The following is a 23283-nucleotide window of genomic DNA, read 5'->3' on the forward strand; positions in this document are numbered from 1 at the left end:
CCGGCGACCAGCGCGGACAGCCCGGCGAGCGAGACGGTTCCCGCCGCGGCGAGCCGCACCCGCCCGCTGCCCCGCCGACTGGCCGGTGCCCGGTGCGCGCCGGGCATCCGGCCGGGGCTCTCGGCGGGCGGGCTCGCCGGATGGATGTCGGCGGGCCGGTGGCTCCCGGTGGGGGAGGTGGGCCCGGGAACGTGGAGGGGTTCGTAGAGGGTGCCGAGGGTGCCGCCGGCTTGGACCCCGGCGGCGGCCGTCGTGGTCGTCGTGGCGAACCGTGGCCGGCCGGTCCGGGACAGCGTGTCCAGCGGCCGGCGACGCTGGGCGGCATCGCCGACCCGGCTGGCTGTGGCCTCCCGGGCCCGGCGGGCGGAGGTGCTCACCGACAGCGGTCCGGTGATCGTGTCGAGCTCGCCGGGTGGGGCGACCGGGGGCCGTGGCGGGGTCGGCGGTGGGAACCACGCGGCTGCCGCGGTGGAGGTCGTCGGTGCCGCGGCCGAATGGCGGCCGGTGGCCTGCCTGGCGACTTCCTGGCGTTGGCGTGAATGCCGACCGGCCGAATGATTACCCACGACGACCTCCGGGAGCGGTCCGGACGACGACGCCGACCGAGCAGCGGGGTTGCCCGGCGCGACCGGCCGTGATCGGAACGGTCATGCTGATGGTGCCCATAGGCGAACGCGGAGTCGCCACGGACCGTGGGCATAGGGCTCGATGAACCCGCACTGCGCCTCCGGCTGCATCGGTGTTGTGAGCCCCCCCGGGCCACACGGCACCCCCACGCGCGATGTCACCTTACCGGAAGGTGCCGGAGTGGCGCACTACCCGGAAGATAGCTGCCAAGCGGCATTATCAATGACATAGTTCTGTGGTATTGCGGGCTCTGCCCGGCCGTCCGGGGCGCGGCGCGCGGGGCCGGAGTGTCGGATCGGACGTTCGCCGAAAACAGGAAGCCGCCGCGGGATGGCCACGGGTTCGATACCGGGAGAATGCGAACGGCCGGGCCACGGGCTGTGGAGTGCTGATCAGATCAGCGGACGGTTTTCAGATCACTCGATGGTCCAAGTCTCCCCACCGGCGATCAGCGACATCAGGTCCCCGTCGCCCTGGCGGGTCTTGGCGTCGGTGATCTGGGCGTTCAACGCCTCGTCGTAGGTCGGCGCGTCGACGTCGCGGAAGATGCCGATCGGGGTGACGCCGTGCGAGTCGCCGGTGAGCCGGGACAGCGCGAACGCCTGGCTCGGATCGGCCGCCCAGGCGTCGTGGACGAGGACGTCCGGGCTGCCCGCCGGGACCACCTCGAGGCTGCCGTCCGGCGCCCGTCGAACGGCCTTGTCGCCCTCGGTGCCGAAGACAAGGGGCTCGCCGTGGGCCAGCTTCAGCGTCACGTCGTCCCGGCTGGTCCGCTCCTTGAGCGCGTCGAAGGCGCCGTCGTTGAAGATGTTGCAGTTCTGGAAGATCTCCACGAAGGCGGTGCCGGGGTGCTCTGCGGCCGCGCGCAGCACCGAGGTCAGGTGCGCCCGGTCGGAGTCGATGGACCGTCCGACGAACGTGGCCTCCGCCCCCAGCGCCAGCGACACGGGGTTGTACGGCCGGTCCAGCGAGCCGAACGGCGTCGACTTGGTGATCTTGCCGATCTCGGAGGTGGGGGAGTACTGCCCCTTCGTCAGTCCGTAGATCCGGTTGTTGAACATGAGGATCTTCAGGTTGACGTTGCGGCGCAGCGCGTGCAGCAGGTGGTTCCCACCGATCGACAGGGCGTCGCCGTCCCCGGTGACGACCCAGACCGACAGGTCGGGACGGGAGGCGGCGAGCCCGGTGGCGATCGCCGGTGCCCGGCCGTGAATGGAGTGCATCCCGTACGTCTGCAGGTAGTACGGGAACCGTGAGGAACAGCCGATCCCGGAGATGAAGACGATGTTCTCCCGGGCCACCCCGAGATCAGGCAGGAAGCCCTGGACGGTGGCGAGAATGGCGTAGTCGCCGCATCCCGGGCACCACCGCACTTCCTGGTCGGAGGTGAAGTCCTTGCGGCTCTGCTGGGCCGGCGCGGCCGGCACCAAGTCGAGCAGCCGGTTACTGATGCCGCTGCGATTCGTCGTGACGGTCACTGGTTGATCACGTCCTCCAAGACGCCCGCCAGCTCCGCGGCCTTGAAGGGCAGCCCGCGAACCTGGTTGTAGCCGATCGCGTCGACGAGGTACTCGGCCCGGATCAGGGTCCGCAGCTGCCCGAGGTTCATCTCGGGAATCAGCACCTTGTCGTACGACCGCAGGATGTCCCCGGTGTTGGCGGGGAAGGGGTTGAGATGACACAGGTGTGCCTGAGCGACGTGCATGCCCTTGACGCGGACCCGGCGGCAGCCGGCCGCGATCGGGCCGTAGGTGGAGCCCCAGCCGAGGACGAGTAGCCGGGCCTGCCCGGACGGGTCCTCCACCTCCAGCGGCGCGACATCGTTCGCGATGCCGTCGATCTTCGCCGCGCGCAGCCGCACCATCCGGTCGTGGTTGGTCGGATCGTAGGAGATGGCACCCTGGCCGTCCGACTTCTCGATGCCGCCGATACGGTGCTCCAGGCCCGGCGTGCCGGGGACCGCCCACGGCCGGGCGAGGGTCTCCGCATCACGCAGGTAGGGCCAGAACTCCGGCCCCTTCGGCCCGGTGTGGTTCGGCTCGGTGGCGAAGGCGACGCTCAGGTCCGGCAACTCCGAGCGGGTCGGCAGCAGCCACGGCTCCGAGCCGTTCGCCAGGTAGCCGTCGGAGAGCAGGAACACCGGCGTGCGGTACTTGGTAGCCAGGCGGGCGGCCTCGATCGCGGCGTTGAAGCAGTCCGCCGGGGAGCGCGGCGCGACGATCGGAACCGGAGCCTCGCCGTTGCGGCCGAACATCGCCTGGAGCAGATCGGCCTGTTCGGTTTTGGTGGGCAGGCCGGTGGACGGGCCGCCGCGCTGGATATCGACGATCATGAGCGGCAGTTCGAGGCTGACCGCGAGGCCGATGGTCTCGCTCTTGAGCGCGACACCCGGGCCGGAGGTCGTCGTCACGCCGAGCGACCCGCCGAAGGAGGCGCCGAGCGCGGCGCCGATGCCGGCGATCTCATCCTCGGCCTGGAAGGTCCGCACGCCGAACCGCTTGTGCCGGCTCAGCTCGTGCAGGATGTCCGAGGCCGGGGTGATCGGGTAGGAGCCGAGGAACACCGGCAGGCCGGTCAGCTCGCCGGCGGCGATCAGACCGTAGGACAGTGCCGTGTTCCCGGTGATCCGTCGGTAGGTACCGGCCTTCATCCGGGCCGGCGCCACCTCGTAGGTGACCGAGAAGGACTCGGTGGTCTCGCCGTAGTTGAAGCCGGCTCGGAAGGCCGCGACGTTCGCCGCGGCGATCTCGGGCCGTTTGGCGAACTTCTTCTCCAGGAAGCCGACGGTGCTCTCGGTCGGCCGGTGGTAAAGCCAGCTCATGAGGCCCAGGGCGAACATGTTCTTCGCTCGTTCGGCCTCCTTCTTGTTGACCCCGGTACCGACGCCCTCGGCGGCGTGCACCGCGTTGATGGTCATCGAGGTGAGCGGCACCCGATGCACCGTGTAGGCATCCAGCGTGCCGTCGGCCAGCGGATCCGTCGTATAGCCGGCTTTCTTGAGGTTGCTGCCGGTGAATGCATCGGTGTTGACAATGAGATTGGCTCCAGGCGGCAGATCCTTCAGATTCGCCTTCAGGGCCGCCGGGTTCATTGCGACCAGTACGTCCGGTGCGTCACCCGGGGTAAGAATGTCGTGATCGGAAAAATGTAGCTGGAAGCCGGACACGCCGGCCGGCGTGCCGGCTGGGGCGCGGATTTCGGCAGGGAAGTCCGGAATCGTCGACAGGTCGTTGCCGAATGCTGCCGTCTCGCTGGTGAACTGTTCTCCGGTGAGCTGCATACCGTCGCCGGAGTCGCCCGCGAAGCGCACGACGACTCGGTCGAGCCGGCGGGTCTCCCTCTCCCTGACCTGCTCTGACACCTTCAGTGACCTCCTCGGGTACCGTTCCAGCCTACCGGCCGTATCAATGATGCGCGCGCACCGTACCGCCGAGTTCGATCGCTCCATCCTCGTGGACGATCGATCTCGGTCTCCGTATCCGTCGCGCCGTATGGTGATTGTTTGCCAACTCTACGTATATAGTCTTTGTCGTTGCGATCGTCCGGCTGGCGGGTCTTGACCCTGATATCGCTGGTCAGAAGGGGTGTACCGCCCGATGGAGATGATCGGCCGGATCCGGTTCAATGCGCTTCCGGTAATGCTTTCCACAATTTCGGGGGAGGCCTGGCGTGTCAGGGAATCGACAGGGTGATCTTTGTGTCGGGCGCCCGGAGCGGTGAGCTCGCTCTTGCCGGCGACCTGGCCTGATCCGAGATGTTACCGATTGTAGTCGCCTGGCGGCTTGTGGCTGTATGTCCGGTGAGGCCCGGCGTCGGGGCATGGTGGCCGTGCGGGTGGCCGGGGTCGGCGGGTGGTCAGGTATCAGGGGCGGCCCGCTCAGAAGCGGCCGGCTCAGAAGCGGGGAGCATCGGGACATGACGCATAGCCCGGACGAGCAGTCGGATGCCGCGAGCGGTCCGGATGACGGTCGGCCCGACGCCGCACCTTCGTTCACGGCCGCGAGCGCTGGGCCGCGGGAGGCCAGGCCGCGGGAAAAGGTGGGAATCGTCGGGCCGGGCCGGGCCGGCACGGCGCTGGGCCTCGCCCTGGCGGCGGCCGGATATCCGGTAGTGGCCGTGGGAGTGCGCTCGCCGTGGCACCGATCGAGGGCCGTGAACCTGTTCCCGGACGCGTGGGTCGGCGGGGCGGCCGAGGTCGCCGGGCGGGCCGAGGTCCTCCTCGTCGCCGTGCCCGATGACGCGATCGGGCCGGTCGTCATGGACCTGGCCGCGGCGGGAGCCGTCGGGCCCGGCCGGACACTCGTGCATCTCAGCGGGCGCCACGGTCTGGGCATCCTGGCGGCCGGCGGTGACGTGGGCGCGGCCCGTATCGCGCTTCATCCGATCATGACCTTGCCGGGGATCATCGAGGACTCCGCTCTCCTCGCCGGTGTCCCGTTCGGGATCACCGCCGATCCCGTGGCCGAGGGGCTGGCCCGCCGCCTGGTCACCGACGTCGGCGGCATCGCTCTGCCCGTCGCGGATGACCGGCGGGATCTTTACCACGCCTCTCTCGTGCTCGGCGGAAACTTCCTGACCACCCTGGTGGCGGCTGCCGGCGAGGTGCTGGCCGCGGCGGGCGTGCCCGATCCGGCCGCGGCGCTCGGTCCGCTGTTGCGGGCATCGCTGGCGAACACCCTGACCGACGGCTGGTCGGCGTCGACCGGACCGGTGCGGCGCGGTGATCTCGGCACCGTCGTGGCACATCTGACCGCGCTCGACCGGCTGGATCCACGGATCGCCGCCGTGTACCGACGATTGGCGATCTTTACCGCGGAGGAGCTCGAACGGGTCGGGCTGCTCGACCCGGCCGTGGTCGCACGTCTGCGCGAAGCCGTCCCGGACGAGCTCGGTGACCGACCGGGCAAGGCCCGCAGGGGGCCGGCGGCCGTACGGGCCGGGGGCGACGGTGGCCACACGCCCGACGGGAACGTTCCGCCAGCGCCGTCGCGTTGAGACAGGTGTACCGGTTCGACAGGACGGACACTTGATCGCCATGCCACACCGCCACTTCAACGGTCTGAAGACCGCGCTGCTGCTGGGCGTGCTGTCCGCCGCCATCATCGTGGTGGGTTCGCTGTTCGGGCGCGGAGGTCTGGCCATCGCGCTCGTGCTCGCGGTCGGTATGAACGGCTTCGCCTACTTCTTCTCCGACCGGATAGCCCTGCGGGCCATGCGGGCCTATCCCGTGACACAGGTCGAGCAGCCCCGGCTCTACGCGATCGTCGGGGATCTCGCCCGCAATGCCCGGATGCCCATGCCGCGGCTGTACCTCAGCCCGACCCGGGCGCCCAATGCCTTCGCCACCGGCCGTAACCCGCGAAACGCGGCGGTCTGTTGCACCGAGGGCATCATGGAGATTATGGACGATCGTGAGCTACGCGGCGTTCTCGGTCACGAGCTCAGCCATGTCTACAACCGGGACATCCTGATCGCCTCGGTGGCCGGGGCCCTTGCCAGTATTATCGTCTATCTGGCGAATATGGCTCAGTTCCTGGCCATCTTCGGCGGGCGGGACGATGAGGACGGTCCCGGCATCTTCGAGCTTCTGCTGCTGATGATCTTGGGTCCCGTCGCGGCGACGATCATCCAGCTCGCGATCAGTCGGTCCCGGGAGTACCAGGCCGACGAGTCCGGCGCGACGCTCACCGGTGACCCGATCGGGCTGGCGAACGCGTTGCGCAAGCTGGACGCCGGCACCGCGGCGCGGCCCCTGCCGCAGACCTCCAAGCTCGGCCCCGCCGCCGCGCTCATGATTGCAAATCCGTTCCGGGGTGGGGGGGTCGGGAAGCTGTTCTCCACTCATCCACCCATGAACGAGCGGATCGCGCGTCTCGAACAGATGTCACGCATGAATCCGTATCGGTGACCGGGCCTGATGACCACGATGTTGTCCGCGGCGCGTCGCCGCGGCAACACCCCGAAGTACTCGGAGTACGCTTTAACCCTGAACCGCTAACCGCGAACTGCCGGCCGAAACGGCGTCGGTTCACAACCAGGACCGCGGCGGAACAAACCCCCCAGGTTCCGCCGCAAGCACCCCGCCCGAAACCCCCATCGGGCGGGGTGCGCCCTGTCTCGAGCTTTTCCGTCGCGTCAGCGGTAGTTGACGAACTGGAGGGGAACTTCGAAGTCCTCGGCTTTGAGCATCTGGATCACGCGTTGCAGGTCATCGCGCTTCTTCCCGGTCACCCGTAGCTGATCACCCTGGATCTGGGCCTGTACCCCTTTCGGGCCATCCGTCCGGATCTTTTTGGCGATGGCCTTGGCCTTGTCCTCCGCGATGCCCTGCTGAACGGTGACGGGCAACCGGAGCTCCTTGCCCGACGGCTTGGGCTCGTCGAAGGTCAGGGCCTTGAGGGAAATGCCGCGTTTGACGAACCTCTCCTGAAGCACGTCGAGCACCGCCTTGACCCGCTCGTCCGTGTTCGCTACAAGCAGAATCGACTCGCCGGACAGCGTCGCGGATGCGCCGGTGTCACGGAAGTCGAAGCGGGTCCGGATTTCCTTGACCGTCTGGTTGACGGCGTTGTCTATCTCCTGGGCGTCAACTTTGCTGACGATGTCGAAAGATGGATCTGCCACGTGTGCGGACCTCCTGGCCGGTTCGATGTGGGTGAGGATCGTGTGGAGTCGGGCGCTGTGCGTGATCGTGGTGCGCGGCCTTCGTCTCGTGAGCCGCTACTCACCGTTGTAATCGATCGTCGGCGGCTGCGGCGGGGTGGTGCGGCATCACGATGCTCCGTCGGGACCGGTATGCTCCTCCGCGACGGCAGGTTGCCCGAGCGGCCAAAGGGAGCGGTCTGTAAAACCGTCGGCTCAGCCTACGATGGTTCGAATCCATCACCTGCCACCATCCCGCAGTTCCCGGGGATCATGCTTCTGTACAGGCTCGGATCCACAGGCCCGGGGCATCGCTCCGGGCCTGTGTGCGTGCGGTCGCGGATGCTCCTTGTCGCCGGGCGGTCAGGTGTTCGCGGCGGCATCTAGGTCCGCCCGGGTCAGGACGGGGTGCAACGTCAGACCGAGCTCGGCGAGTCTCTCCCGGCCGCCCTCCTGCCGGTCGATCACGCAGAGCACGTGTTCCACGACCGCTCCGGCATCCCGCAGTACCCGGGTCGCGTCGAGCACGGCACCACCGGAGGTGACCACGTCCTCGAGGAGGACGACGTGGCGTCCGGTGACGTCACCGCCCTCCGCGATGCGTCGGGTGCCGTATTCTTTGGCCTTCTTCCGGACGAACCGGGCGGGCAGGCTGGTGCGCTGGGAGAGCAGAGTCGCGAGGGGCACTCCGCCGAGTTCGAGTCCGGCGAGGATCTCCGCGCCGGGCGGCACCAACTCGGTGAGTCCGGCCACCACCGCGGCGAGCAGCGCCGGGTCGGCTTCGAAGAGGTACTTGTCGAAGTACTCGGTGCTTGTCCGACCCGACCGGAGCAGGAATGTCCCGGTCAGATGGGAAGCAGCCCGAACCTGGGCGGCCAGCGCCGCGTTGTCGTTCACGTCTGCTCACTCTAGGACCGGTTCCCAGCCGGGATGCCGGCCGCAGACGGTCACCGGTGGTCGTTAAACAGTCACCGGTGACCGGTGACCAGAAACCGTGGCTCGTGGGCCGCCACGGCCGGGGCACTACCGTGGCCTCATGTCGTCGGCTGAGACGGAGCGCGCGGTCCCGCTGTTCGTCCACGGGACGCTGCTGTTCCCCGAGGTCGTGCGGGCGCTCATCGGACGCGTGCCCCAGCCGGGGCCCGCTACGGTCACCGGCTGGCGGGCCGCCCGGCTGCGTGACCGGCTCTATCCGGGCCTCGTGCCCACGGCCGAGGCGGACGGGCCGGATCGGGCCACCGCCGGCCTCGTCCTCTTGGGGCTCGCCCCACGGGAACGGGCAATCCTCGATGCCTTCGAAGGCGAGGCCTACGAAGCCCGTCCGCTGGTCCTGGCCGACGGGCTACCCGCCATGGCCTACCTTTGGCGCGATCTCGCCGAGGCGATGCCGGAGAACTGGGACGCCCGCGTCTTCGCCGACCGTCATCTCACCGACTACGCCTTGCGATGCGTCACCTGGCGGGCGGGGCTGGCAGATCCGGCACCCTGACCGCGAGCTGACCGCGAGCCGCCGTTCAGCCGGTGGTGGGCGGCCGCGGACCCTCCTCGCGCCGGATGCCGCCCCCGGAGGTCACCCGGGTGCCACCGGTCTCGGCGAGGCGACCGACTCCGGCCTCACGCCCGGCGGAGACCCCGGCCTGGTCGCTCGGATACGGCTCCTCGTACCCGGCTCTGGCCCGAGGAGCATCGTAGGTGCACAGTGCGTAGATGACGACTACGTCGATCGCGATGATGACGACAGACCAGACCGGGAACGCTGCAAGGAACGCCAGCTGCCCGATGGCGTTGATCGTCGCGATTGCGACACCTCCCCAGCGGGCGGCCTCGTTACGGGCCGCGATGCCGAAGGCGATCAGTATCTCGACGACGCCGACCACGATCCACAACCAGCCCCAGAAGGTGGTGTCGGCGTAGATCACGCTGGCCCCGCCGTTGAGGTTGTTCACTACGACGGTGTAGTCGCGCAGGGACGCGATGCCGTAGATCAGGTTGTGGAAGCCGACGATGAACATGATGACGGCGGCGAAGGTGAGCCATCCGTTCAGCGGGCGTGCCACCCGTGTTCCTGCCATCTCATCCTCCCCGGTCGTACTCGCGGCGGATCGCTCTGCCCGCATGGTGCGGTCCGTCGTTGTTCGGTGGTCATACGACTACCTCTCCGCCGCGTAGGTGCGATACCCACGGTAGACCGCCGTCACCCATCGTCGTGTCCGTCGGGCCGGAGATGGTTCTCGCCGGCCCGGGACACGATCAGGGAGCGCTGCCGGCGCCACCCGCCGCACCCACGCCACTTCTGCCGGTCCCACTCTTGCCGGCGGGCAGTGTCGTGACCGCGTTCGTCGCCGCGCTCCAGCGGAGCTTGCCGAACTGGAAGGCGCTCTCCCGTCCGCCTGGGACCGAGTACTCGTCGGTGATCGGAAGCCCGAGGCTCGACGTCGTGCCACCGAGGCCCAGATAGGTCTGCAGGATGCGGCCGTGGACCTCGTGCGCGCCGATGGCCGGGTGCCAGTAGATCCAGCCACCCTGGAACCTCGCCTGAAGCGTCTCCGAGGCCGTGGCGTACTCGACACCGCTCACTGGTCGGTGCAGGAAGCTGTTCGTTCCGCCCAGCTCCAGGAACTTTGTCGCGATGGATCCGTGCAGGGCCCGTACGCCGGTCGCCACGGACCAGAAGGCCAGGCCGTTGGAGTAGCGCTGCCAGCGACCGCCACCGCCGGCGGGCAGTTCGCTGTCGACGGGCGTCCCAACGGCCAGACGGCTCAGCCCGGCGGTCGCGTACCACTTCTCGATCTCGCTGTGGGTGCCGTCGGCCTGTGCGGCGAGCGCGGTCGGCGTGCAGCACAGCACGTTCAGATCGACGTTGCCCATGATCCCCGGGACATTTCCACTCGAGGTGTACTGCCACAGCGCCCACTTCGTCCAGCCGCCGGGCAGCCAGCCCGGGGTCGCCTTGTTGTTGTAGATGGCGAACCAGAACGGATACCGGGCGAAGCTGTGGTCGTCCGCCAGTTTCTTGGTCCAGAACGAGCGGTACGTGTAGAGGATGGGCGCCCGGCCGGTCTCGGTCTCGATCTTCTCGAGGAACGCCCTCGTCCAGGCGGCCAGCGCGGCGGGATCGAGTCCTCCGTCGTCCTCGAGGTCGAGCACGGGGGCCAGCTGCCCGGCGGCGCGGGTCAGCCCGCTCACCGTGATGAAGCGCTGTGCCTGGTCCACCGCGGTCGAGATCGGCCGCGCCGGCCGCGCGTAGTGATAGGCCCCGACCACCAGACCGGCCTTGGCGGCCGCCTCCCGGTCCGCGGCAAAGTACGGATTGGTGTAGTTCGTTCCTTCGGTGGCCTTAATGATCGCAAAGCTCAGGCCGGAGCCGCGCGCTGCGATCCAGTCGATGGGGCTGCCGCCGGGATGCTGCCAGGAGGCCACGTCGATCCCCCGTGGCCAGGTCGGGGACGGCACCGCGCTCTGGGCGACTCCGGTGGTCGCGGTCAATGCCCCCGCGGTGATGGCCAGCGCCGCGATGCTCGTCACCCGCCGGGGGAGGGGGATCGGCAGCAGGGACGGGCGGGTGTCGACCCGCCGCCGCGCCGACCCCGACGGAGGGCCGTGACCTTCTTCATCCGGGCGGCCAGGCGTGGGGGCGGTGGTCGGCAGAGCGGTGGTCGGCAGGGTGGTGGTCGTCGGCACGGTGTCGTCGGCGGTGGGACCGGGCCGGACCTTGCGCGTCGTCGGATACCGGCTGGAACGGTGCGTAGGACGCATGGGCAACCCTCGATGCTCGGGAGGCGATGCTGGGGAGGCTCGCCAGGCAGTTGGCTACGCCGGCAGCGGCGTACCAACAGGTACTCCATACGCTAAGCATCGAAGAGATTACTTACAGCTATCAGCGTGAGTGGCGTCCAAGTAGGTTGCTACGGCTAGTTGTTCCCGCCGGCAATCTCCGCATGTTTCGATGGAACGGAGTGAGGGTCGGGCGTACTGGCGTGCCATGGGGCGGACCTGGCGACCAGGACGGGGGGGTCGTTTCCGACCCGCGTAGCGCCGACGTGGCCTACGGAGGCCCTCGCGCCGGTCGCCGGGGAGGATCGGTCGCCGGGGAGGATCGGTGGGTTCGGGGGCGAAGCGGGTGAGGGGGCCACCCAACCCCGCCCGTCGTCGTGTAATCTGAGCTCCGCGACCTCGCCCCTTTAGCTCAGTTGGTAGAGCGTCTCCATGGTAAGGAGAAGGTCTACGGTTCGATTCCGTAAAGGGGCTCCACGTTCCGCCTTCGGGTGGGTTCGTGTCCGGGGGGATGTGTCCGCCGGTCCTCCCGCGGGGTAAGATGTTGGTCGGGCCGCCGCAACCAGGTGGACCATCCCAGCGGTGTAGCTCAGTCTGGCAGAGCAAGCGGCTCATAATCGCTGTGTCGCCGGTTCAAGTCCGGCCACCGCTACCAGCAGGGTGCGGCCTGCCGCGAAGCCCGTGCGGGATCGCGGTTCGCCACGCCGCCCGACCTGTTCAGTAACCGACTCAGGAAGAGGCATCACGCTGTGGCCGCCACCGACGTCCGCCCAAAGATCACAATGGCGTGTCAGGTGTGTAAGCACCGGAACTACATCACGCGCAAGAACCGTCGCAACGACCCGGACCGCCTCGAACTGAAGAAGTTCTGCCCGAACTGCGGCAAGCACACGGAGCACCGCGAGACGCGCTGACGTCGTTCTGGCGGCTGCCCATCGGCGTGTCCGGGCGCCTGTCCCCACGTGGACAGGCGGGGTGGCGGGGTCGCTGAATCCTTCGTGTACTTATCTATGTTCCGCCCCGGTAGCCGGTCAGGGAAGTCCTGGGCCGGCTAGCTGGCATGCCGGCCCAGATTATCGACCGGTGGCGGGCGATGTGGTAACCACGTAGAGACACCCTGGTCATCCCGCTGATGGCGCGATCGGAGTTGCGATGCCGCTCAATCAGGACTTCGTGGGACGAAGCTCGGTCTCCTCCGTCCCGTTCCAGGTCGGGCGCGAGCACATCCGGAGGTTCGCCGAAGCGATCGGGGACGACAACCCGCTGTACCACGATCTGGAGGCCGTGAAGGCCGCTGGTTATCCCGATTTCGTGGCCCCACCCACGTTCCTCATCACAGTGATCCCCGGAACCCTCGGGGTGCCCACCGACGATCCGGAGCTCGGCCTCGACTTCTCCCTGGTCGTCCACGGCGAGGAACGTTTCGTATTGCTTCGGCCGGTGGTGGCCGGCGACGAGCTGATCTGCACCTCGACCCTGACCGGCATCCGGGCCGTGGGGACCAACGAGGTGCTCGTCGTCAACTACCAGTTCGCCACGATCTACGGAGAGCAGGTCGCCACCGGCGTGTGTGGGCTGGTCTCGCGCGGGACGGCTCCGCCGAGGCACCGATGAACACCTTTGCCGGCAGTCCCGCCGGCCCCGCTTGGCTCCGGCGACTGCGCGTTGCGCACGTTCCGGGCGACCCCGGGCGTCCTCACGATCTGGAGAACGATGACCGCCACGGTGAGCTACGACGACGTCGAGGTCGGCACCGAGCTGCCGGAGCGGCTTTTCCCGTTGCGCCGGGATGATCTTGTCCGGTATGCCGGTGCATCCGGCGACTTCAACCCCATTCACTGGAGCGATCGGGCGGCCGCCGAGGCCGGCCTGCCGGGAGTGCTGGCGCACGGCATGCTGACCATGGCTACGGCCGCGCGGCTGGTCACGGACTGGCTTGGGGACCCAGGCGCCGTGGTCGAGTTCGGGGTGAAGTTCTCCTCCCCGGTGATCGTTCCCGACGACGGTGTCGGCGCGACGGTGTCCGTGCGTGGCGTGGTCGAGAAGAAGCTCGACGACAACCTGGTAGTGGTGAATCTCACCACCCGATGCGACGGCAAAAAGGTCTTGATGGCGGCCCGGGCGACCGTCCGGCTGCGCTGAGGCCTGCCGCGCGGCGGGGGACTGGCCGCCGGGCTGCCCGGCGGCCTCAGGCCGCCTCGGCAAGCAGGGCGGAGAGGCGGCTGACTCCTTTAACGAGATCGTCGTCGCTCAGCGCGTAGGACAGTCGAGCGAAGCCGGGAGTCCCGAAGGCCTCACCCGGCACGATCGCGACCCCGGCCTCCTCAAGGATCAGCTGGCACAGATCCGCGGACGTGGTGGGGGTACGGCCGCGCAGGGTGCGTCCGAGCACGTCCTGCACCGACGGATAGCAGTAGAACGCCCCGTCGGGCAGTGGGCAGCGGATCCCGGGCGTCTGCGACAGCAGACGGTGCATCGTCTGCCGGCGGCGGTCGAAGGCGGTACGCATCTTGGCGACCGCGTCCAGCGGGCCGGCGACCGCGGCGAGCGCGGCGGCCTGGGCGACGTTCGAGACGTTCGATGTCGCGTGGGACTGGAGGTTGGTCGCGGCGGCCACGGCGTCCGCCGGCCCGATCAGCCACCCGACCCGCCATCCCGTCATCGCGTAGGTCTTCGCGACCCCGTTGACGATGATGCAGCGTTCCGCGAGCTCGGGTACCTCGGCGAGGACGGAGGCGAACCTCGTCTCGCCGTAGACCAGATGCTCGTAGATCTCGTCGCTGATGACCCAGATCCCGGCCTGCTCGGCCCACCGCCCGATCGCGCGGATCTCCTCGGGGGTGTGGACGGCGCCGGTCGGGTTCGACGGGGAGTTGAACAGCAGAACCTTGGTCCGCGGGGTGCGTGCCGCCTCCAGTTGTTCCACCGTCACCCGGTACCCGGCTTCCGGACCGGTGACGACGTCGACCGGGACACCCCCGGCCAGCCGGATCGACTCCGGGTAGGTCGTCCAGTATGGGGCGGGCAGGAGCACCTCGTCCCCCGGGTCGAGCAGCGTCGCGAACGCCGCGTAGACAGCCTGCTTGCCGCCGTTGGTCACCAGGACCTGGCTCGGTGAGACGATCACCCCCGAGTCTCGGGCGGTCTTCTCGGCGATGGCCTGCTTCAGCTCCGGCAGGCCCGCGGCCGGGCTGTAGCGGTGCATGCGGGGCTCGCGGCATGCCTTCTCGGCGGCGGCGACGATGTGGTCCGGGGTCGGGAAGTCCGGTTCCCCGGCGCCGAACCCGATCACGTCGCGGCCCGCGGCGCGCATCGCCTTGGCGGTGGCGTCGACGGCGAGCGTTGCGGAGGGTGCGATCCCCCCGATGCGGTGCGAGATCCTGCTCATGGCCGTCATGCTGCCACGGCTGTCACATGTGTGTCGGATGCACGTCGCGGACGTACCGCGGGATCCGTCCGGACCCTCCGGCAACGGTCCTCCGGCCCGTCCGGCCGCATCCGTTCGAACCTCCGTGACAGGCTGCCAGCCCCCGCTGCCCCCCGCTGCCGCCTCGGGCCCCCGCTGCCCCTCGACGCGATCGCCGTACGCGGAGTCCAGGCGGCAAAGGGGTATGCTCGATCCGCTCAGGTACCCATTCCGGTACATCACCGTGCGGCTGAGCTATGCACTACGTCTGGGCTATGTGCTACGTAGCGCATAGCCGGGGTATGGTGGCGTAGCGGTCGCAAGGATCCGGGTGTGTGTCTAGGGGCGTGGCTCAATTGGTAGAGCACCGGTCTCCAAAACCGGCGGTTGCAGGTTCGAGTCCTGTCGCCCCTGCGCTGTTCGACAGCTGGCTGGTCCGATGACCTGACTGGTCCGATGACGGAGTGGGTGGAGTTGAGTGGCGACCGATACCCGTGACGCGGCACCGCGCCCCAAGCGGGCTACGCGTGCCGCGGGTCGACGTCGGTATCGGCCACTTGTGTTCATCCGCGAGGTCATGGCGGAGCTACGGAAGGTCGTCTACCCCGGGCGGAGTGAGCTGATCACCTATGTGCTGGTCGTGCTCGTCTTCGTCAGCGTGATGACGGCGTTCGTGGCTACCCTCGACTTCGGCCTCACGAAGGCGGTTCTCGCGGTCTTCGGCTGACGGGCCCCACCGGCCGGACAGGCCGGGGCCGAGGCAGGCGGTGGTCGCTGGAGCTGCCCGTCGGCGAGCCGGCTGCCCGTCCGGCCCCACGCCCGCGCAGCGCCGCTCCGCGGGTCCACAGCAGCAGAAGTGTTCACGAGAGTAAGGATCGTCCGCGTGTCCCAGTCGCCCGAGCACGCCTCTTCCGAGCAGGGGGAGGCCCTCGCCCGTCTCGATCCCCTCGCGGCGTTCGAGCACGACGAGGTGGCGAGCACGGACGCTGGCGCCGAACTTGGCGACGTCTACGCCGCCGCCGAGACCGATCCCGAGACCGATCCCGCCCCCGAGGGTGCTTTCCCGGCCTCCCCGGCGGTCGGGACGGTGCCGCCGGCCCTGACGGACGACGATGCCGACGACGCCGATGACCTGCGGCGGGCGATCGAGGACGCGCCCGGCGAGTGGTACGTCGTGCACTCCTACGCGGGGTACGAGAACAAGGTCAAGACCAATCTCGAGACCCGGATCTCCAGCCTCAACATGGAGGACTACATCTTCCAGATCGAGGTGCCCACCGAGGAGGTCCCGGTGGTCAAGAACGGCAAGCGGCAGCTTGTCCAGCAGAAGAAGTACCCGGGTTACATCTACGTCCGGATGGATCTGACCGATCAGTCGTGGTCGGCGGTCCGCAACACCCCGGGTGTGACCGGGTTCGTCGGGCTCACCAACCGGCCCTCCCCGCTGCGCCGGGAGGAGGTCCTCTCGATCCTCGCCCCGGCTGCGCCGAAGGAGAAGAAGGTCGAGATCGTCCGGGTGCAGGAGTTCGAGGTCGGCGAGTCCGTCACCGTCATGGACGGCCCCTTCGCCACGCTCCCGGCGACCATCAGCGAGATCAACCTCGACGCCCAGCGGCTGAAGGTGCTGGTCTCGATCTTCGGTCGGGAGACGCCCGTCGAGCTGCAGTTCAATCAGGTCGCGAAGATCTGATCCGCTCCGTAGAACCCCGGTAGGAAGACGAGCACATGCCTCCCAAGAAGAAGAAGATCACCGCGATCATCAAGCTCCAGATCAACGCCGGCAAGGCCACCCCGGCGCCGCCGGTCGGCCCCGCGCTGGGTCAGCATGGCGTGAACATCATGGAGTTCTGCAAGCAGTACAACGCGGCGACCGAGTCGCAGGCCGGCAACGTCGTGCCGGTCGAGATCACCGTCTACGACGACCGGTCCTTCACCTTCGTCACGAAGACCCCGCCGGCCGCGCGGCTCATCCTCAAGGCCGCGGGCGTGGAGAAGGGCAGTGGCATCCCGCACCGGGACAAGGTTGCCAAGCTCACCGCGGCGCAGATCCGCGAGATCGCCCAGACCAAGCTCCCGGACCTCAACGCCACCTCGATCGAGGCCGCCGAGAAGATCATCGCTGGTACCGCCCGATCCATGGGTATCACGGTCGGCGAGTAGTACGCCCTCGAGTTTCCCCCACCACCGGACCGACCAGTGGGAGGGCGGCCGGGCGCAGGTGCCGGGTGGACAGGACGTGTCCACGTCGCCGCGCCCCTTCGACGGCCGTCCGCCATCACCACGAGGAGACAGACAGTATGAAGCGCAGCAAGGCCTACCGCGCCGCGGCCGAGAAGATCAACTTGGAGAACCTCTACAGCCCGCTGGAGGCGGTCCGCCTCGCGCAGCAGACCTCGACGACGAAGTATGACGCGACGGTCGAGGTTGCGATCCGACTCGGGGTCGATCCTCGTAAGGCCGACCAGATGGTCCGTGGCACGGTCAACCTGCCGCACGGCACCGGGAAGTCCCCCCGCGTCGCCGTTTTCGCCGCCGGGGAGAAGGCCGCTGAGGCGAGCGCGGCCGGGGCCGACATCGTCGGTAGCGACGACCTGGTCGCCCGGATCCAGGAGGGCTTCCTGGAGTTTGACGCGACCGTCGCGACGCCCGACCAGATGGCGAAGGTCGGTCGGATCGCTCGGGTCCTGGGCCCCCGCGGCCTGATGCCGAACCCGAAGACCGGCACCGTGACGCTGGACATCGGCAAGGCCGTCTCCGACATCAAGGGTGGAAAGATCAACTTTCGGGTAGACAAGCAGGGTAACCTGCATATCGTCATCGGGAAGACGAACTTCACTGACGCCCAGCTGATCGAGAACTACACGGTTGCCCTGGATGAGATCGTCCGGGTGAAGCCGTCCGCGGCCAAGGGCCGGTACCTGAAGAAGGTCACCTTCACGACCACCATGGGCCCGGGTATCCCGGTCGACCCGAACCGCACCCGCAACCTGCTCGACGAGGGTGCCGCCGCCTGATCCGGCCCGTCCGGAGGCTCTCGCCCGTCCGGAAGCACCGCCGCGCGAAGCCATGCGTGCGGCCGCCGGGCGGGCGAACAGCGACGAACAGCCGCGGACAACAATCGCGTACACTGATATCCAGTTCCACACCGAAGACCGCTGGTTGCCGTCTCCGTTCCCGTCGAGAGTCACTCCTCGTCCGGTTCGACCGACGGCCGAAGGCCCCGGGTTCTCCGGGCGACCCGTGCAGGTGACGGACGGGAAGCTCCGTGACGGATGCACGCAGCCGGGTGACGCACCCGGTATCGCCACCGCCGCTCTTCACGCCCTGTGCGCCTGCGCCGGGGCGTTCGTCATGTTCCGAGGGCGTTTCCGGATGACCAGCCGACACCCCGAAGGAGCCCCATGGCGAAAGCTGAGAAGACCGCCGCGGTGGCGGAGATCGTCGAGGAGTTCCGTGGCTCGACCGCCGCGGTGCTCACGGAGTACCGCGGTTTGACGGTGAGCCAGCTCACCGAGCTGCGGCGTGCCCTCGGCGAGGGCACGCGCTACTCCGTGGTCAAGAACACTCTGACCAAGATTGCGGCGGAGCAGGCCGGGGTCACCGGACTCGACGACCTGTTCGTCGGGCCGACCGCTGTCGCTTTCGTCAGCGGCGACCCGGTCAAGGCGGCCAAGGGCCTGCGCGACTTCGCTCGGGCGAACCCGGCATTGGTGCTCAAGGGCGGCTTCGTCGAGGGCAAGCCGATGACCGCCGACGAGATTCGCAAGCTTGCGGATCTCGAGTCCCGCGAGGTCCTGCTGGCGAAGCTGGCCGGGGCGATGAAGGGCACGCTGGCCGGGGCCGTCGGGCTCTTCGCCGCTCCGCTGTCCCAGGTGGCCCGGCTTGCGGAGGCGCTGCGCGAGCAGCGTGAAGGCCAGTCCGCCGGCGCCGCCGAGCAGCCGGCCGCCGAGGCTGCCGCCGAATAGCCGAACGGCGCCACCATGGTGCCGCCCCGAGGTCACAACCAGGTCGCTCGCAGTCACGAGCAGGCCACCCCGAATCAGGCATGACAAGGAAGGAACCGCCACCATGGCGAAGCTGTCGACCGAAGAGCTGCTGGACGCCTTCAAGGAACTGACCCTGCTGGAGCTCTCGGAGTTCGTGAAGCAGTTCGAGGAGACCTTCGGCGTCACCGCCGCGGCTCCGGTCGCCGTGGCCGCAGCCCCGGCCGCCGGTGGTGCGGGCGGCGAGGCGCCGGCCGCCGAGGAGCAGGACGAGTTCGACGTCATCCTTGAATCCGTCGGTGACAAGAAGATCCAGGTTATCAAGGAGGTCCGTGCGCTGACCAGCCTCGGGCTGAAGGAGGCCAAGGACCTCGTCGACGGGGCTCCGAAGCCGGTCCTGGAGAAGGTCGCCAAGGAGGCGGCGGACAAGGCGAAGGCGGCCCTCGAGGGCGCCGGCGCCACGGTCACCGTCAAGTAGTACCGGCAGTTCGAGCAGTACCGGCAGCACTTCGCTGCCCTGGGACGCCCCGCCCGGCGATGTCCGTCGCCGGGCGGGGCGTCTCTTGCGGCCGCTCGGCGTGGCCGTGGCGGACACCCCCGTGCCGGGGCACCTCTCTGCGGTGCCCCGGCACGTGCTGTCTGGAAGGCCCGGAAGGTCCACCGCAGGCGGCCCGATGCACAGATATGGGCAGGTCGGGTCCGTTCGTGACGTTTTCCGAAGGGGGTTGACGGCCTCTGTGGATCGGAGTTCCATCAAGTTTGCGAACCCTCGTCGGGAGCAGATGCGGTGCGCTACGTCCTCCCTGCGTGGTCCCATCACGCAGATCCTTGCCAGCGGTGTGCCCTTCGGCTACACTGCTAGTTTGCGCTGCCCTTCTCGTTGTATCGACCTCGCCGACACCGTGCCGTTGGTGACGGTCGGCCCTGTTCGGGGGCTGGTATGCACCGTGAGGCGTTTCCGGTTACGTGGTCCGGAGCGGTACTCGCGGTCGGTCCGGGACGATGCGGAGGCGCGCTGGTCGTGCCGGAGTGTGGCACGGCTGTACGGCTGCCACACCGAGGACCCTGAGCGAGACCTTTGCCCATACACCGATCCGTTGTTCTCAGCGGACACTCGTGTCGCCGCGCGCACATGCCGTGGCGAGGCTTTCGCGTGCCCGTTGTCGGCCGCACATCCGCTACGCAGGACGCCCGGGGGTCGGCCTCCACGTCCCGCGGCCATCGTCTCACCGGTGGGGCACCCCCCGCCGCCGTTCCTGACAACCGTAGCGAGACACTGATCACCTGACCATTCCCCGACGGATACTTGACGTCCGCGACGCCAGCCCGACGATCAGGCCACCGGAAGGACCACCTTGGCCGCCTCGCGCTCTTCTTCCCGCATCTCGTTCGCTAAGATTATCGAGCCCCTCGAGGTCCCGGATCTCCTTGCTCTTCAGACGCAGTCCTTCGATTGGCTGATCGGTAGTGACGCCTGGGCGGAGCGGGTGCAGGAGGCCATCGATTCCGGCCGTGACGACGTTCCGATCACCTCGGGTCTCGAGGAGGTCTTCGAGGAGATCTCCTCGATCGAGGACTTCTCCGGCTCGATGTCACTGTCCTTTCGGGACCACCGGTTCGAACCGCCCAAGTACTCCATGGAGGAGTGCAAGGACAAGGACATGACCTTCTCGGCCCCGCTGTTCGTCACGGCCGAGTTCACCAACAACACCACCGGCGAGATCAAGAGCCAGACGGTGTTCATGGGTGACTTCCCGCTCATGACCCCGAAGGGCACCTTCGTCATCAATGGCACTGAGCGCGTGGTGGTCAGCCAGCTCGTGCGCTCCCCGGGGGTCTACTTCGAGCGCAGCCTCGACAAGGCCTCCGACAAGGACCTGTACTCCTGCAAGGTGATCCCCTCCCGGGGAGCCTGGCTGGAGTTCGAGATCGACAAGCGCGACACCGTGGGCGTGCGGATCGACCGCAAGCGCCGTCAGTCCGTCACGGTGCTGCTCAAGGCGCTCGGCTGGGACGAGGCCCGCATCCTCGAGCGGTTCGGTGACTTCCCGTCGATGCGCATCACCCTGGAGAAGGACCACACCGCCGGCCAGGACGATGCGCTGCTCGACATCTACCGCAAGCTGCGCCCGGGTGAGCCGCCGACACGGGAGTCGGCGCAGACCCTGCTGGAGAACCTCTTCTTCAACCCGAAGCGTTACGACCTCGCCAAGGTCGGTCGCTACAAGGTCAACAAGAAGCTCTCCCTCGACGTTGCTCACGACATCGGCGTTCTCACCGAGAACGACATCGTCCGCACCATCGAGTACGTCGTCAAGCTGCACGCGGGCGCCGATCCGGCCGAGTACGAGGTCGACGACATCGACCACTTCGGCAACCGTCGCCTGCGCTCGGTCGGTGAGCAGATCCAGAACCAGGTCCGGCTGGGACTTGCCCGGATGGAGCGGGTCGTCCGCGAGCGGATGACTACGCAGGATGTCGAGGCGATCACGCCGCAGACCCTGATCAACATCCGGCCGGTCGTCGCCTCCATCAAGGAGTTCTTCGGCACCAGTCAGCTCTCGCAGTTCATGGACCAGACGAACCCGTTGGCTGGTCTGACTCACAAGCGCCGGATGAACGCACTTGGCCCAGGCGGCCTTTCTCGAGAGCGGGCGGGCTTCGAGGTTCGCGACGTGCACCCCAGCCACTACGGCCGGATGTGCCCGATCGAGACGCCGGAAGGCCCGAACATCGGTCTGATCGGCTCGCTGTCGACGTTCGCCCGGATCAACCCGTTCGGCTTCGTTGAGACGCCGTACCGCAAGGTCGTGGACGGTCGCGTCACCGACGAGATCGACTACCTGACCGCCGATGAGGAGGACCGGCACGTCAAGGCGCAGGCGAACGCGCCGCTACGGCCGGACGGAACGTTCGCGGAGGACCGTGTCCTGGTCCGCCGCAAGGGCGGTGAGGTCGAGTTCATCCCGCCGGATGAGGTCGACTACATGGACGTTTCGACCCGTCAGATGGTCTCCGTGGCCACTGCCATGATCCCGTTCCTCGAGCACGACGACGCCAACCGCGCGCTCATGGGCTCCAACATGCAGCGCCAGTCGGTGCCGCTGCTGCGCTCCGAGGCGCCGCTGGTCGGCACCGGGATGGAGGCCCGCGCGGCCAAGGATGCCGGCGACGTGGTCGTCTGCGCCCAGGCGGGGGTGGTCGAGGATCTCTCGGCCGACTACATCACTGTCATGCACGACGACGGCACCCGGCGCACCTACCGGCTGGCGAAGTTCCGCCGGTCGAACCAGGGCACCTGCATCAACCAGAAGCCGATCGTGAACGAGGGCGACCGGGTCGAGGCCGGCCAGGTCATCGCGGACGGCCCGTGCACCGACAACGGTGAGATGGCGCTCGGCAAGAACCTGCTGGTCGCCTTCATGCCGTGGGAGGGGCACAACTACGAGGATGCGATCATCCTGTCCCAGCGTCTCGTCCAGGACGACGTGCTGTCCTCGATCCACATCGAGGAGCACGAGGTCGACGCCCGCGACACCAAGCTCGGCCCGGAGGAGATCACCCGGGACATCCCGAACGTCGCCGAGGAGGTTCTTGCCGACCTCGACGAGCGGGGGATCATCCGGATCGGCGCCGAGGTCTCGCCCGGCGACGTCCTGGTCGGCAAGGTCACACCCAAGGGCGAGACCGAGCTGACCCCCGAGGAGCGCCTGTTGCGCGCAATCTTCGGGGAGAAGGCCCGGGAGGTCCGTGACACCTCGCTGAAGGTGCCGCACGGTGAGTCCGGCAAGGTCATCGGCGTGCGGGTGTTCTCCCGCGAGGACGGCGACGAGCTCCCGCCCGGGGTCAACGAGCTGGTCCGGGTCTACGTCGCCCAGAAGCGGAAGATCACCGACGGGGACAAGCTTGCCGGCCGGCACGGCAACAAGGGTGTCATCGCCAAGATCCTGCCCGTCGAGGACATGCCCTTCCTCGAGGACGGCACCGCCGTCGACGTCGTGCTCAACCCGCACGGCGTGCCGCGCCGGATGAACCTCGGCCAGATCCTGGAGACCCACCTCGGGTGGGTTGCCAAGACCGGCTGGCAGGTCGACTCCGGCACCGAGGACTGGAAGGAGCGGCTGCGTGGCATCGGCGCGGACGCCGCCCCGGCCGGCACCAACGTGGCGACCCCCGTCTTCGACGGTGCTCGCGAGGAGGAGATCATCGGTCTGCTCGACTCCACCCTGCCCAACCGCGACGGCGTCCAGCTGATCGGCTCCTCCGGCAAGGCCAAGCTGTTCGACGGCCGGACCGGTGAGCTGTATCCCTACCCGGTGGCGGTCGGCTACATCTACATCCTCAAATTGCTGCACCTGGTCGACGACAAGATCCACGCCCGGTCGACCGGTCCCTACTCAATGATCACCCAGCAGCCCCTGGGTGGTAAGGCGCAGTTCGGTGGCCAGCGGTTCGGCGAGATGGAGGTGTGGGCGCTGGAGGCATACGGCGCCGCCTACGCCCTGCAGGAACTGCTGACCATCAAGTCCGACGACGTCGTGGGCCGGGTCAAGGTCTACGAGGCGATCGTCAAGGGCGAGAACATTCCGGAGCCCGGTATCCCGGAGTCGTTCAAGGTGCTCATCAAGGAGATGCAGTCGCTGTGCCTCAACGTCGAGGTGCTCTCCAGCGATGGCGTGCAGATCGAGATGCGTGACACCGACGAGGACGTCTTCCGTGCGGCGGAGGAACTCGGGATCGACCTGTCCCGGCGCGAGCCGAGCAGCGTCGAGGAGGTCTGACGGACGCCGGGGGTCCGACGCCCCCGCCCTGATGGGCGGCGAGGCCTCCGGCGGCTCCATCCGACTCCAG

Annotated in this window: 20 protein-coding genes, 4 tRNA genes and 1 pseudogene; 17 read left to right on the plus strand and 8 right to left on the minus strand. The window is 68.3% G+C overall.

The features are described from left to right. From AC08OT_RS00005 to AC08OT_RS00015, 3 genes and pseudogenes are all read right to left on the minus strand, one after another. Positions 1-566: pseudogene (locus tag AC08OT_RS00005) on the minus strand (hypothetical protein); the annotation flags it as partial. A 477-nt stretch (positions 567-1043) separates the two neighbouring features. Further along, positions 1044-2105, minus strand: a complete 1062-nt coding sequence (locus tag AC08OT_RS00010; protein ID WP_462203830.1) for a 2-oxoacid:ferredoxin oxidoreductase subunit beta — start codon at positions 2103-2105, stop codon at positions 1044-1046. Continuing rightward, entirely contained in the window at positions 2102-3988 is a 1887-nt protein-coding gene (locus AC08OT_RS00015) for a 2-oxoacid:acceptor oxidoreductase subunit alpha (protein ID WP_476593224.1), read from the minus strand. The genes AC08OT_RS00010 and AC08OT_RS00015 overlap by 4 nt, the downstream gene beginning before the upstream one ends. Positions 3989-4542: 554 nt before the next feature. Between AC08OT_RS00015 and AC08OT_RS00020 the strand changes: the two genes are divergently transcribed. Both AC08OT_RS00020 and htpX read left to right on the plus strand, forming a co-directional pair. After that, entirely contained in the window at positions 4543-5622 is a 1080-nt protein-coding gene (locus AC08OT_RS00020) for a Rossmann-like and DUF2520 domain-containing protein (RefSeq protein WP_476593223.1), read from the plus strand. 40 nt (positions 5623-5662) lie between these two features. After that, a complete protein-coding gene (gene htpX / locus AC08OT_RS00025; protein WP_476595901.1) occupies positions 5663-6535 on the plus strand; it encodes a zinc metalloprotease HtpX in 873 nt (290 codons plus the stop codon). A gap of 227 nt (positions 6536-6762) precedes the next feature. Here the strand turns inward: htpX and AC08OT_RS00030 are convergent, their stop codons facing one another. Continuing rightward, positions 6763-7251, minus strand: a complete 489-nt coding sequence (locus AC08OT_RS00030) for a YajQ family cyclic di-GMP-binding protein (protein ID WP_476593221.1) — start codon at positions 7249-7251, stop codon at positions 6763-6765. A 186-nt stretch (positions 7252-7437) separates the two neighbouring features. Here AC08OT_RS00030 and AC08OT_RS00035 point away from each other — a divergent pair. Then, positions 7438-7522: transfer RNA gene (locus AC08OT_RS00035), tRNA-Tyr, on the plus strand. 110 nt (positions 7523-7632) lie between these two features. Here the strand turns inward: AC08OT_RS00035 and pyrE are convergent. Continuing rightward, on the minus strand, positions 7633-8166 hold the full coding sequence (gene pyrE, locus AC08OT_RS00040; protein WP_476593220.1) for an orotate phosphoribosyltransferase: 534 nt from the start codon (positions 8164-8166) through the stop codon (positions 7633-7635). A 139-nt stretch (positions 8167-8305) separates the two neighbouring features. On the opposite strand from pyrE, the gene AC08OT_RS00045 reads away from it, so the two are divergent. Beyond that, on the plus strand, positions 8306-8758 hold the full coding sequence (locus AC08OT_RS00045) for a gamma-glutamylcyclotransferase family protein (RefSeq protein ID WP_476593219.1): 453 nt from the start codon (positions 8306-8308) through the stop codon (positions 8756-8758). Between the two features lie 25 nt (positions 8759-8783). Here AC08OT_RS00045 and AC08OT_RS00050 read toward each other — a convergent pair whose 3' ends face one another. Together AC08OT_RS00050 and AC08OT_RS00055 are read right to left on the minus strand one after the other, a co-directional pair. Further along, positions 8784-9341 (minus strand): DUF7144 family membrane protein, encoded by a 558-nt coding sequence (locus AC08OT_RS00050; RefSeq protein WP_476593218.1) that lies wholly within the window; start codon positions 9339-9341, stop codon positions 8784-8786. Positions 9342-9519: 178 nt separating this feature from the next. Further along, positions 9520-11025, minus strand: coding sequence for a GH25 family lysozyme (locus tag AC08OT_RS00055; protein WP_476595899.1), 1506 nt, complete (start codon positions 11023-11025; stop codon positions 9520-9522). A gap of 419 nt (positions 11026-11444) precedes the next feature. Between AC08OT_RS00055 and AC08OT_RS00060 the strand changes: the two genes are divergently transcribed. From AC08OT_RS00060 to AC08OT_RS00080, 5 genes are all read left to right on the plus strand, one after another. After that, a tRNA-Thr gene (locus tag AC08OT_RS00060) sits at positions 11445-11520 on the plus strand. 101 nt (positions 11521-11621) lie between these two features. After that, positions 11622-11698, plus strand: a tRNA-Met gene (locus AC08OT_RS00065). Between the two features lie 94 nt (positions 11699-11792). Beyond that, positions 11793-11957 carry a 50S ribosomal protein L33 gene (rpmG, locus tag AC08OT_RS00070; protein WP_009740545.1) on the plus strand — a complete coding sequence of 55 codons (165 nt, stop codon included), beginning with the start codon at positions 11793-11795 and terminating at the stop codon, positions 11955-11957. A 238-nt stretch (positions 11958-12195) separates the two neighbouring features. Then, positions 12196-12657 carry an FAS1-like dehydratase domain-containing protein gene (locus tag AC08OT_RS00075; protein WP_476593216.1) on the plus strand — a complete coding sequence of 154 codons (462 nt, stop codon included), beginning with the start codon at positions 12196-12198 and terminating at the stop codon, positions 12655-12657. Positions 12658-12756: 99 nt separating this feature from the next. Further along, positions 12757-13185 (plus strand): MaoC family dehydratase, encoded by a 429-nt coding sequence (locus AC08OT_RS00080; protein WP_462185741.1) that lies wholly within the window; start codon positions 12757-12759, stop codon positions 13183-13185. 46 nt (positions 13186-13231) lie between these two features. On the opposite strand, the gene AC08OT_RS00085 is transcribed toward AC08OT_RS00080, so the two are convergent. Continuing rightward, positions 13232-14440, minus strand: a complete 1209-nt coding sequence (locus tag AC08OT_RS00085; RefSeq protein WP_476593215.1) for a pyridoxal phosphate-dependent aminotransferase — start codon at positions 14438-14440, stop codon at positions 13232-13234. A 350-nt stretch (positions 14441-14790) separates the two neighbouring features. Between AC08OT_RS00085 and AC08OT_RS00090 the strand changes: the two genes are divergently transcribed. The 8 genes from AC08OT_RS00090 to rpoB all read left to right on the plus strand — a co-directional run bounded on the left by AC08OT_RS00090 (position 14791) and on the right by rpoB (position 23213). Further along, positions 14791-14863 (plus strand) — tRNA-Trp (locus AC08OT_RS00090). Positions 14864-15008: 145 nt separating this feature from the next. Further along, positions 15009-15176, plus strand: coding sequence for a preprotein translocase subunit SecE (secE, locus tag AC08OT_RS00095; protein ID WP_476591738.1), 168 nt, complete (start codon positions 15009-15011; stop codon positions 15174-15176). Between the two features lie 156 nt (positions 15177-15332). Beyond that, on the plus strand, positions 15333-16139 hold the full coding sequence (nusG, locus tag AC08OT_RS00100) for a transcription termination/antitermination protein NusG (RefSeq protein WP_476591739.1): 807 nt from the start codon (positions 15333-15335) through the stop codon (positions 16137-16139). 35 nt (positions 16140-16174) lie between these two features. Next, positions 16175-16609 (plus strand): 50S ribosomal protein L11, encoded by a 435-nt coding sequence (rplK, locus tag AC08OT_RS00105; protein ID WP_476591740.1) that lies wholly within the window; start codon positions 16175-16177, stop codon positions 16607-16609. Positions 16610-16746: 137 nt separating this feature from the next. Then, positions 16747-17463 (plus strand): 50S ribosomal protein L1, encoded by a 717-nt coding sequence (rplA, locus tag AC08OT_RS00110; protein WP_476591741.1) that lies wholly within the window; start codon positions 16747-16749, stop codon positions 17461-17463. Positions 17464-17850: 387 nt separating this feature from the next. Further along, entirely contained in the window at positions 17851-18414 is a 564-nt protein-coding gene (gene rplJ / locus AC08OT_RS00115) for a 50S ribosomal protein L10 (protein ID WP_476591742.1), read from the plus strand. Positions 18415-18517: 103 nt separating this feature from the next. Next, positions 18518-18910 carry a 50S ribosomal protein L7/L12 gene (rplL, locus tag AC08OT_RS00120; protein ID WP_011435031.1) on the plus strand — a complete coding sequence of 131 codons (393 nt, stop codon included), beginning with the start codon at positions 18518-18520 and terminating at the stop codon, positions 18908-18910. Between the two features lie 877 nt (positions 18911-19787). Further along, positions 19788-23213, plus strand: a complete 3426-nt coding sequence (gene rpoB, locus AC08OT_RS00125) for a DNA-directed RNA polymerase subunit beta (protein WP_476591743.1) — start codon at positions 19788-19790, stop codon at positions 23211-23213. The last annotated feature ends 70 nt before the right edge of the window (positions 23214-23283 follow it).

This window comes from Frankia sp. CgJB1, assembly GCF_977947065.1.

Excerpts from the sequence above, each read along its gene's own strand:
- AC08OT_RS00020 (WP_476593223.1), top strand. The coding sequence starts at position 4,543 with ATGACGCATAGCCCGGACGAGCAGTCGGATGCCGCGAGCGGTCCGGAT.
- htpX (WP_476595901.1), top strand. The coding sequence starts at position 5,663 with ATGCCACACCGCCACTTCAACGGTCTGAAGACCGCGCTGCTGCTGGGC.
- AC08OT_RS00045 (WP_476593219.1), top strand. The coding sequence starts at position 8,306 with ATGTCGTCGGCTGAGACGGAGCGCGCGGTCCCGCTGTTCGTCCACGGG.
- AC08OT_RS00050 (WP_476593218.1), bottom strand. The coding sequence starts at position 9,341 with ATGGCAGGAACACGGGTGGCACGCCCGCTGAACGGATGGCTCACCTTC.
- AC08OT_RS00055 (WP_476595899.1), bottom strand. The coding sequence starts at position 11,025 with ATGCGTCCTACGCACCGTTCCAGCCGGTATCCGACGACGCGCAAGGTC.
- AC08OT_RS00075 (WP_476593216.1), top strand. The coding sequence starts at position 12,196 with ATGCCGCTCAATCAGGACTTCGTGGGACGAAGCTCGGTCTCCTCCGTC.
- AC08OT_RS00080 (WP_462185741.1), top strand. The coding sequence starts at position 12,757 with ATGACCGCCACGGTGAGCTACGACGACGTCGAGGTCGGCACCGAGCTG.
- AC08OT_RS00085 (WP_476593215.1), bottom strand. The coding sequence starts at position 14,440 with ATGACGGCCATGAGCAGGATCTCGCACCGCATCGGGGGGATCGCACCC.
- rplK (WP_476591740.1), top strand. The coding sequence starts at position 16,175 with ATGCCTCCCAAGAAGAAGAAGATCACCGCGATCATCAAGCTCCAGATC.
- rplA (WP_476591741.1), top strand. The coding sequence starts at position 16,747 with ATGAAGCGCAGCAAGGCCTACCGCGCCGCGGCCGAGAAGATCAACTTG.
- rplJ (WP_476591742.1), top strand. The coding sequence starts at position 17,851 with ATGGCGAAAGCTGAGAAGACCGCCGCGGTGGCGGAGATCGTCGAGGAG.
- rplL (WP_011435031.1), top strand. The coding sequence starts at position 18,518 with ATGGCGAAGCTGTCGACCGAAGAGCTGCTGGACGCCTTCAAGGAACTG.